Source organism: bacterium, assembly GCA_040757115.1.
Taxonomy (GTDB): domain Bacteria; phylum UBA9089; class CG2-30-40-21; order CG2-30-40-21; family SBAY01; genus JBFLXS01.
Map to the genome: position 1 here is coordinate 1 of JBFLYA010000185.1, position 7461 is coordinate 7461.

General features: G+C 36.8%; 7 protein-coding genes. 1 reads left to right on the forward strand and 6 read right to left on the reverse strand.

Features of this window, described 5'->3' with window-relative positions; all coding sequences use genetic code 11:
- Positions 1-23: 23 nt before the first annotated feature.
- Positions 24-236, reverse strand: coding sequence for a hypothetical protein (locus AB1422_14120; protein MEW6620447.1), 213 nt, complete (start codon positions 234-236; stop codon positions 24-26).
- 776 nt (positions 237-1012) lie between these two features.
- Positions 1013-1474: a flagellar export protein FliJ gene (fliJ, locus tag AB1422_14125; protein MEW6620448.1), complete on the reverse strand. Its 462-nt coding sequence runs from the start codon at positions 1472-1474 to the stop codon at positions 1013-1015.
- 154 nt (positions 1475-1628) lie between these two features.
- On the opposite strand from fliJ, the gene AB1422_14130 reads away from it, so the two are divergent.
- A complete protein-coding gene (locus AB1422_14130; GenBank protein ID MEW6620449.1) occupies positions 1629-1754 on the forward strand; it encodes a hypothetical protein in 126 nt (41 codons plus the stop codon).
- Positions 1755-1803: 49 nt separating this feature from the next.
- Here AB1422_14130 and fliI read toward each other — a convergent pair whose 3' ends face one another.
- The 4 genes from fliI to fliF form a co-directional block, all read right to left on the reverse strand.
- Entirely contained in the window at positions 1804-3129 is a 1326-nt protein-coding gene (gene fliI, locus AB1422_14135; protein ID MEW6620450.1) for a flagellar protein export ATPase FliI, read from the reverse strand.
- 320 nt (positions 3130-3449) lie between these two features.
- A complete protein-coding gene (locus tag AB1422_14140) occupies positions 3450-4298 on the reverse strand; it encodes a FliH/SctL family protein (GenBank protein MEW6620451.1) in 849 nt (282 codons plus the stop codon).
- Entirely contained in the window at positions 4291-5307 is a 1017-nt protein-coding gene (gene fliG, locus AB1422_14145; protein MEW6620452.1) for a flagellar motor switch protein FliG, read from the reverse strand. The genes AB1422_14140 and fliG overlap by 8 nt, the downstream gene beginning before the upstream one ends.
- Before the next feature lie 207 nt (positions 5308-5514).
- The gene (fliF, locus tag AB1422_14150) at positions 5515-7131 is read right to left on the reverse strand and encodes a flagellar basal-body MS-ring/collar protein FliF (GenBank protein MEW6620453.1); all 1617 of its coding nucleotides are present in this window, start codon (positions 7129-7131) and stop codon (positions 5515-5517) included.
- Positions 7132-7461: the final 330 nt, after the last annotated feature.

Here is a 7461-nt window from a genome sequence, read left to right on the forward strand (position 1 = left end):
CAATCTTTATATCCGGGGGTGGGTCAATTCTCATTGCCAAATTTGTTCATTTTTGATCTGATTTTTTTACATGGGTGGGTCAATTTCCATTGCCAAAAGTGGGTCAATTTTGGTTTGCCATTAACAGATGCCGCTACCATAGGAGATCGCCCTATCGCTATCTCCTCAAATCTGTCTCTTTCCTTCTTTAAAATACTAATCTTCTTGCGATGAATAGATATCTCTTCAAAATTCATAACACCTATTATATATATTAGGTGTTATTTTGTCAAGAAAAAAAATAATAAAATCTAAATTTTTTATTACTTTGTTACCCTACTTCTATCTAACACTCTATCAACTCTACTTTTTATTGGTGTTATCCCTTATGTCTGAATTGAAGTCTTATATCGGAACCCCCCCTATTTAAAGACAAATTTAGCACAACTATTTGATTTTCAATAAGATATAGCGATATCTCTTGTTTCTGATTCCTATCTACAATTGAAAGGGGGATTTAATTCCTCATCCCTTATGATTATATGATAGGATATTAATAAATTTTTGTCAAGCATTTTTTAAAAAATAATAAAAAATTGGTAACTATTCACCACGAAGGGCACGGAGAGCACGAAGTGAAATTTGATGAATTATCGAATAGAGTCATTGGATGCGCGTAACTATTCACCACGAAGAACACGAAGAAAATTAGATGGTCTCTGAAATTAACCACAAAGTACACAAAGAATACACAAAGAAATAAAGGGAAAAATTTATTCTCTCAAAAATCTTTGACTCTTTTGTGAAACTCTTTGTGATCTTTGTGGTTAAAAGAATTGTAGTTATTGTCAGACACTACCGAAAATTACAAGACCTTAAATTCCATTTCGTGTCCTTCGTGCTCTTCGTGGTGAATAGTTACTACTGAATAGTTACAAAAATTGTAACCATTCAAGTGGTAATTTACAGCAGAGAGGGGTTAGGTGTGTGTTTTTCTCTGTATTTTTGTGTCTCTGCGGTGAACAGTTACCATTTATCTCATGGGTGATCCCATTCTCTTCACATATCTGCTTATCCCTACCTCATCCATAAATTCCTGCTCTTGTTTTTCTACCCCTAATTTAAACTCCTCAAATTTCCTTTCTTTCAGGTTTTCGAGTATTTGTTTTTCTTGTGAGGCACCAATTAATTTTTTAGTTACTTCTTTTATTTCTTCATTTAGCTCATTAAGTCTTTTTTTCTGGTTTTCGATATTCTCACGGAGTTTAACGATATAATTATAGCCCCATATAATTTCTTCGATTGTCAGGGTAAGATTTTTTTGCCTTTCACCAAGCAAGAAAATTTGTGTTTGCAAATCCTCTTGTAATGACCATAATAGATTTTCTTGCTGAAGATATTCTCGTTTTAAATGAGCCAATTGCGTTTTTAATTTATCTTCGTTATATTTTTTAACTTCTAAAACTCGTTCTAATCTAAAATTAAATCCTGGCATTTTATTATCCCCTGAAAATAGTAGTCAGTAGATAGTAGTCAGAATACAAAAAACTGTAAGCGTTCAGGTGGTGTAACAAAAGGAGATGTGGAGATTAAGGAGATAGGGAGATATTATTAAAAAAATTGAAATTAATAGAAACTAATAGAAATTTATGGAAATTTGTTGTTTTCCACAATCAATTTCTACCTATTTCTATAAATTTCAATCTATATTCTATTATCTTATCTCCATATCACTCTTATCTCCTTATCCCCTTTCTTACACTTTTGATATATAGCCTGAACGGTTACAAAAAACTTTTGTTTTTCCCCCTAATTTTCTACTTCTTATCCTTCTGTGCCTTCTTTGCTGGCGAATAATTCCATTAATTGTTTTACCGCAGTTTCATAATCTACCTTTTCAAATATTCCTTGTTTTAAAAAGGCATTTACCTCATCAATCATAGAGAGGGCATAATCAATTTTGGGATTACTGCCTTTAACATAGGCGCCAATATCAATGATGTCTTGGGCATCGCGGATGGTGGCAATTATTTCCTTAAGTCGTCTTGCGGATTGCTCATGTTCTGGCGGCACAATATCTATCATCACCCGGCTGACACTTTGTAAAACATCAATTGCCGGGTAATGATTTCTTGCGGCTAAATCTCTCGATAAAACCACATGTCCATCTAAAATTGCCCGGACATTATCGGCAATTGGTTCGTTCATATCATCGGCATCGACTAATATCGTATAAAGGCCGGTAATAGTGCCTTTTTCTGATGTTCCTGAGCGTTCAAGCAATTTAGGTAAGATAGCAAATACAGATGGGGTAAAACCACGAGTAGTCGGCGGTTCGCCAATTGAAAGGCCTACCTCGCGCTGAGCACGGGCAAACCGTGTAATAGAATCCATCATAAACATCACATCATAACCTTTATCCCGAAAATATTCGGCAATAGCCGTTGCCACAAAAGCCCCTCTTAATCTAATTAAAGGTGGCTCATCTGATGTCGCCACAACAACTACTGACCTGGTTAATCCTTCCTCCTGCAGGTCTCTTTCGATAAAATCTCTGACCTCTCTGCCTCGCTCTCCAATCAAGGCAATAATATTAACCTGTGCTTTTGTAAATCGAGCAATCATACCCATTAATGTACTTTTACCAATACCACTTCCAGAAAATATACCAAATCGTTGTCCTTTGCCAACAGTAAGAATGGAATCAATGGCTTTTATTCCCAGAGGTAATGGATTTTTAATTCTTGGTCGTTTTAAAGGGTCTGGAGAAGGATTAAAGATTGGATAAAAATCATCTGCACGGCAGGGAGGTTTGCCATCTATTGGTTTGCCAAGACCATCTAATATTCTACCTTTTAATCTCTCACTCACCGGGACAAGGAGTGGTTTTCCAGTGGATATGACCTGGCATTCGGGGGCAATACCATTCATTTCACCCAGAGGCATCAATAAAACCCGACGGTCTCTAAATCCAACCACCTCGGTTTGAATGACTTTTGAACCTGGAAGCCGTATCTGACATAATTCTCCCAACTGTGTTGGTGGACCTTCTGATTCTATGGTTAGCCCAATAACCTGTTTAACCTTTCCTCCCAGTCGAATGGTATCTAAATTATCCAGAACATCTTGAAATTTAGCCAATTTAGACATTACCATTCTTCCCTCCCCATTTTTGTAACCGTTCAGGTGGTAATTTACCGCAGAGACGCAGAGGAACAGAGAATAAATTAGAGCACATAAAAGATTATTGATGCAGACATGGAAATACAGAGGCCCTGCTTGCCGAATGTTCAGCAGGCAAGCCAGATTTGTTAATCCATCCCTGATTTTCATCAGGGCAAGCTCTTGAGTACAACAACATTAAACTTGCCCTGGTGAAAAATCAGGGATGTTAAGCATCTCGTCCATAGATTTTAATTTTTTTCTCTGCGTCTCTGTGTCTATGCGGTGAACAGTGACGACTTATTTCCTTATTCCCTTGTTTCCTTATCCCTCAATGCCTCATAGATAATTTCTAATTGTGAAGAGATAGTAGCATCAATCAGTCCAAAATTAGTTTCTATGAGACAGCCTCCTGGTTCGATATTTTCATCTTCTTCAAAATTTATTCCTTCCAGACCAAAAACTTGAGAGAGGAGTTCTTCCTTTTTTGATGATAATTCCTGGAGATGCACGGGATTGATTTTTACCTTGATTTCTTCTTTGTTTTTTACCTTTTTAAGTGTCTGGGTTAAATTTTTTAAAATTGCCTGTTTATTTGTGGCAAGTTCTGTTTTAATTATTTTTTTGGCAATCATTAAGGCTAAATCAAGAATCATTTCTTGATTAGTCTGAATAATTTCTTCTCGTTTATGTTTTGCCTCAAGCAAGACATTATGGATTTGACTTAAAGTCTTTTTTATCACCTCCTGACCAGCGTTGATTCCTTGTTCTTTACCTTCCTTAAATCCTTGTTCATAACCGTCTTGTTTGGCTACTTGAGTAACCTGGTCTATTTCCGAATTAGTTTTTGTCAGAATTTCATTAGATGATTCTTTCGCCTCATTAAGGATTTGATTAGCTGATTCTTTCGCCTCAGTTATAATTTTCTCTGCTTTTTCTTTTGCCTCAAATAAAATATCTTCCTCGAGGTTACGATTTTTTTGACTTGCCTCTTTAATTTTCTTTTGTAAATTGAGTAGTTTAATCTGTCCTTTTTTAATTCTATTTTCTATAACATCTAATATAGTTTTCCCTTCAGGTGCTGGTTTAAGTTGAAACTCCAGCATTACTTCAGCGCCATCTGGAGGTAAAAATTCCTTTCGATAGATATTAGACAATGATTTTCTCCCCACCTTTTCCGCCGCGAGCAACGACTATTTCTCCGGAGTCTTCCAGTTGTCTAATCACATTAATCACCTTTTGCTGAGCTTCTTCAACATCTCTTGCTCGGACAGGGCCTAAGAATTCTATTTCTTCTTTCAACATAGCCGCGGCGCGTTTAGGCATATTTTTAAAGACCATATCTTTAGCCGTATCTGAGGCACCTTTAAGTGCCATAGCTAATTCACGAATATCTACTTCCCGCAAGACTCGTTGTGCTGACCTATCATCCAGTCGAGTAATATCTTCAAATGTGAACATTCGTTTTCTAATTTCTTCGGCTAACTCCGGGTCTTGTTCTCCAACACCTTCTAAAACTGTTCGTTCTACATCTCGTTCGACCTGATTTAACATATCAACGACTGAATCAACTCCACCTATTCGTGCCTCCTTTCCTTTAGTCGTGGTCGTGAAAGCCGCCAATTTTGTATGTAATATAGTTTCTACTTTTTGAAGTGCCTCTGGAGAACCTCTTTCCATCACCGCTAATCGTCTGACGACATCCGCTTGAATCTCAGATGGTAACTCACTTAGAATAACTGATGCCCGTTCTGGAGGTAGATAGGCTAAAACCAAAGCAACGGTTTGTGGATGTTCAGCTTGAATCGTAGTGAGTAGTTGAACCGGGTCAACCTTACGCATAAACTCAAATGGTTTCTTTTGAGAAAGTAATTTATCTATTAATTCCTGAGCCTTTTCTTCACCCAGCGAGCGTTTTAAAAGTTCTTTAGCATAGTCCACACCACCTTGAAGTATAAATCTCTGTGCCGTCATTATCTGATGAAACTCATTCATCACCTGTTCTCGCTGTTCTGGAGAAATCTTTGGCAAATTAGCAATTTCCATTGTCAAAGATTCCATCTCATCTTCTCGTAAATATTTGAATACCTCAGATGATATTTCACTTCCCAGTGCAACCATAAGTATTGCGGCTTTTTGGGGACCGGTTAATTCAACTACAGCCATAATGATTTGCCTCCTTTTACCAGTGTCGTGTTGAACAAATAACGCACGGAATTTGATTCTGGTAACTGGTGATTGGTAACTGGTAATTAAATACCCTTCGGCTAATCTCAGGACGAAACTATTTAACCAGTTACCAGTTATCCGTTTGCAGGTTATGAAATCTGATGATACGCCGTGTAAAACTCACTCAACACCACAATAGTTATACTATGCTGCTTCTGCCTCAGCCAACCAGGTACTAAGCGTTTGGCCTACCTGTTGTGGAAATTGTCTGGCCAGGTTTTTAATTTCTTCTTCAAAAGGTGTAATTCCTTCTTCTGCTAACTCCTCTTTTTCTTCTATTTCTTTTCTTCTTGCGGCTTCTAATGCGGCGATTCTTGCGGCTTCTTCCCGAGCAATAACTTTTCTTCGATGAATCATCAAAGCAATCAAACCACCAATTAAAAGTAGGACTAAAATTCCCGCCATAATATACATTCTGATTAGTGCCTGTGATTCTTCCTTGGTGGTTCTTAGTTCTTCTACCCATTCGTTGGTGCGGTCGAATTGAACATTTTCTACCTGAACAATATATTCACGGTCAGAATATACTTTTCCTTTTTCTGCACCAATAGCGCCCCAGACTAAATTCTCATATTTTTTCATTTCCGGCTGAGTGCGTGGTTTATAGATGAGTTTGTTATCTTTATCGAGTTTTAATTTACCATATTTATCTCGCTCATAGATTCCATCAATAACGACCGCAACTGATATTTTAGATATAGCCGGAGATTTTACAGTCAATACCTCCTCTTTATCTGCAAGATAATTAATTCTTGATTCATCCTTTTTATACTCTACCGGTCCTTCGGAGGTAAGCACACCTTTGTAAGCAGGCATTTGAGCCTCTACCCCGGCTGCACCACCAGGCATCGTTACTTTTCCTTTAAGTTCTTCCTTTATCACCTCATCACTTACCTTTAACTGCTCAAATCCTGGCATACTATATTTTTCTTCTTTACTCTCAACACGGTCAAAATTCATCTCCCATTTGACAAATACTTCAATACTATCCGGGGAAACTACCCGGGCTAATTTTTTACGAATCTTTTGTTCTAAATCTTTAGCCTCAGCGCGCTGAACATCTAATTGTTTAACGGCTAAGTCTTCAAGTTTTCCATCTACAGATTCTTTTATGTCGGATAAAATATTACCTCTATTGTCAACAATAGTCACATTTTCAGGTGATAAGCCTTCTACGGCGTGAGTTACTAAGTTAATTATTCCTTTGACCTGGTCAGTAGTTAAGGTAGTTTGAGGAGCGAGTTTTAATTTAATGGATGCAGTTACATCTTTTTCTTCTTCAGTAAATAATTCTTTTTTAGGTAGGACTAAAAGGACTCTTGCTTCGTCTATATTGTCTATTCCCTCAATTGTTCTTGTTAGTTCGCCTTGTAAGGCTCGAAGGAAGTTAATTCGTCGTTCATAATCTGTTATGGCTAATTTAGTTACATCAAACAATTCATAACCAACAATGCCACCTTTTGGTGCTAATTCTTCTCTGGCTAAATCTATTCTTAATCTATCACGGTCTTTTATTGGAACCTTAATCGTTGTCCCAACTAATTTATACGGTTGTTTCCATTCATCCAGTTTAGCGGTTATTTTTCCTGCCTCTTGTGGCTCAATATTAACATACAGATTAACATACTCTACTTTCCCAACATATTGGAGTGAGAATAACAGGACTATAAGTACTCCTGCGGCAACTCCACCAATCGTTATCTTTTGGGTGCGAGTCAAGCCATTCCAAAAAGTAATGATTTGTGTTAACCATGCTGGCATCTGTCCCCCCTCCCATTTTTGGGTAATTGGTAACTGTTAGTTAGTACGTGCTTAGCGTATTCTGAATGACGCTAATTTAAGGCGTAACTCTTTGGTAAATAATACGATCCCGATGTAAAATATTCCACGAAGGGCTTAATGCAAATATCAAAATGTAAAAATCAAAATTACAAAGCAAAATGCAAAAATACTTGTAAGGCAATAAAAAAATCAAATATTAAATATTAAAAATCAAAAATAAGAATAAAAGAATTCCTTAATTTTGATATTTGCTCTTTGATTTTTGATATGATATTTGATATGTCATTTTGCATTTTAATATTTAATTTT

Bases quoted from the DNA above. Each gene is read 5' to 3' on its own strand.
- fliI (MEW6620450.1), bottom strand. From the start codon at position 3,129: ATGTCTAAATTGGCTAAATTTCAAGATGTTCTGGATAATTTAGATACC.
- AB1422_14120 (MEW6620447.1), bottom strand. From the start codon at position 236: ATGAATTTTGAAGAGATATCTATTCATCGCAAGAAGATTAGTATTTTA.
- AB1422_14130 (MEW6620449.1), top strand. From the start codon at position 1,629: ATGGAAATTTGTTGTTTTCCACAATCAATTTCTACCTATTTCTATAAA.
- fliG (MEW6620452.1), bottom strand. From the start codon at position 5,307: ATGGCTGTAGTTGAATTAACCGGTCCCCAAAAAGCCGCAATACTTATG.
- fliJ (MEW6620448.1), bottom strand. From the start codon at position 1,474: ATGCCAGGATTTAATTTTAGATTAGAACGAGTTTTAGAAGTTAAAAAA.
- fliF (MEW6620453.1), bottom strand. From the start codon at position 7,131: ATGCCAGCATGGTTAACACAAATCATTACTTTTTGGAATGGCTTGACT.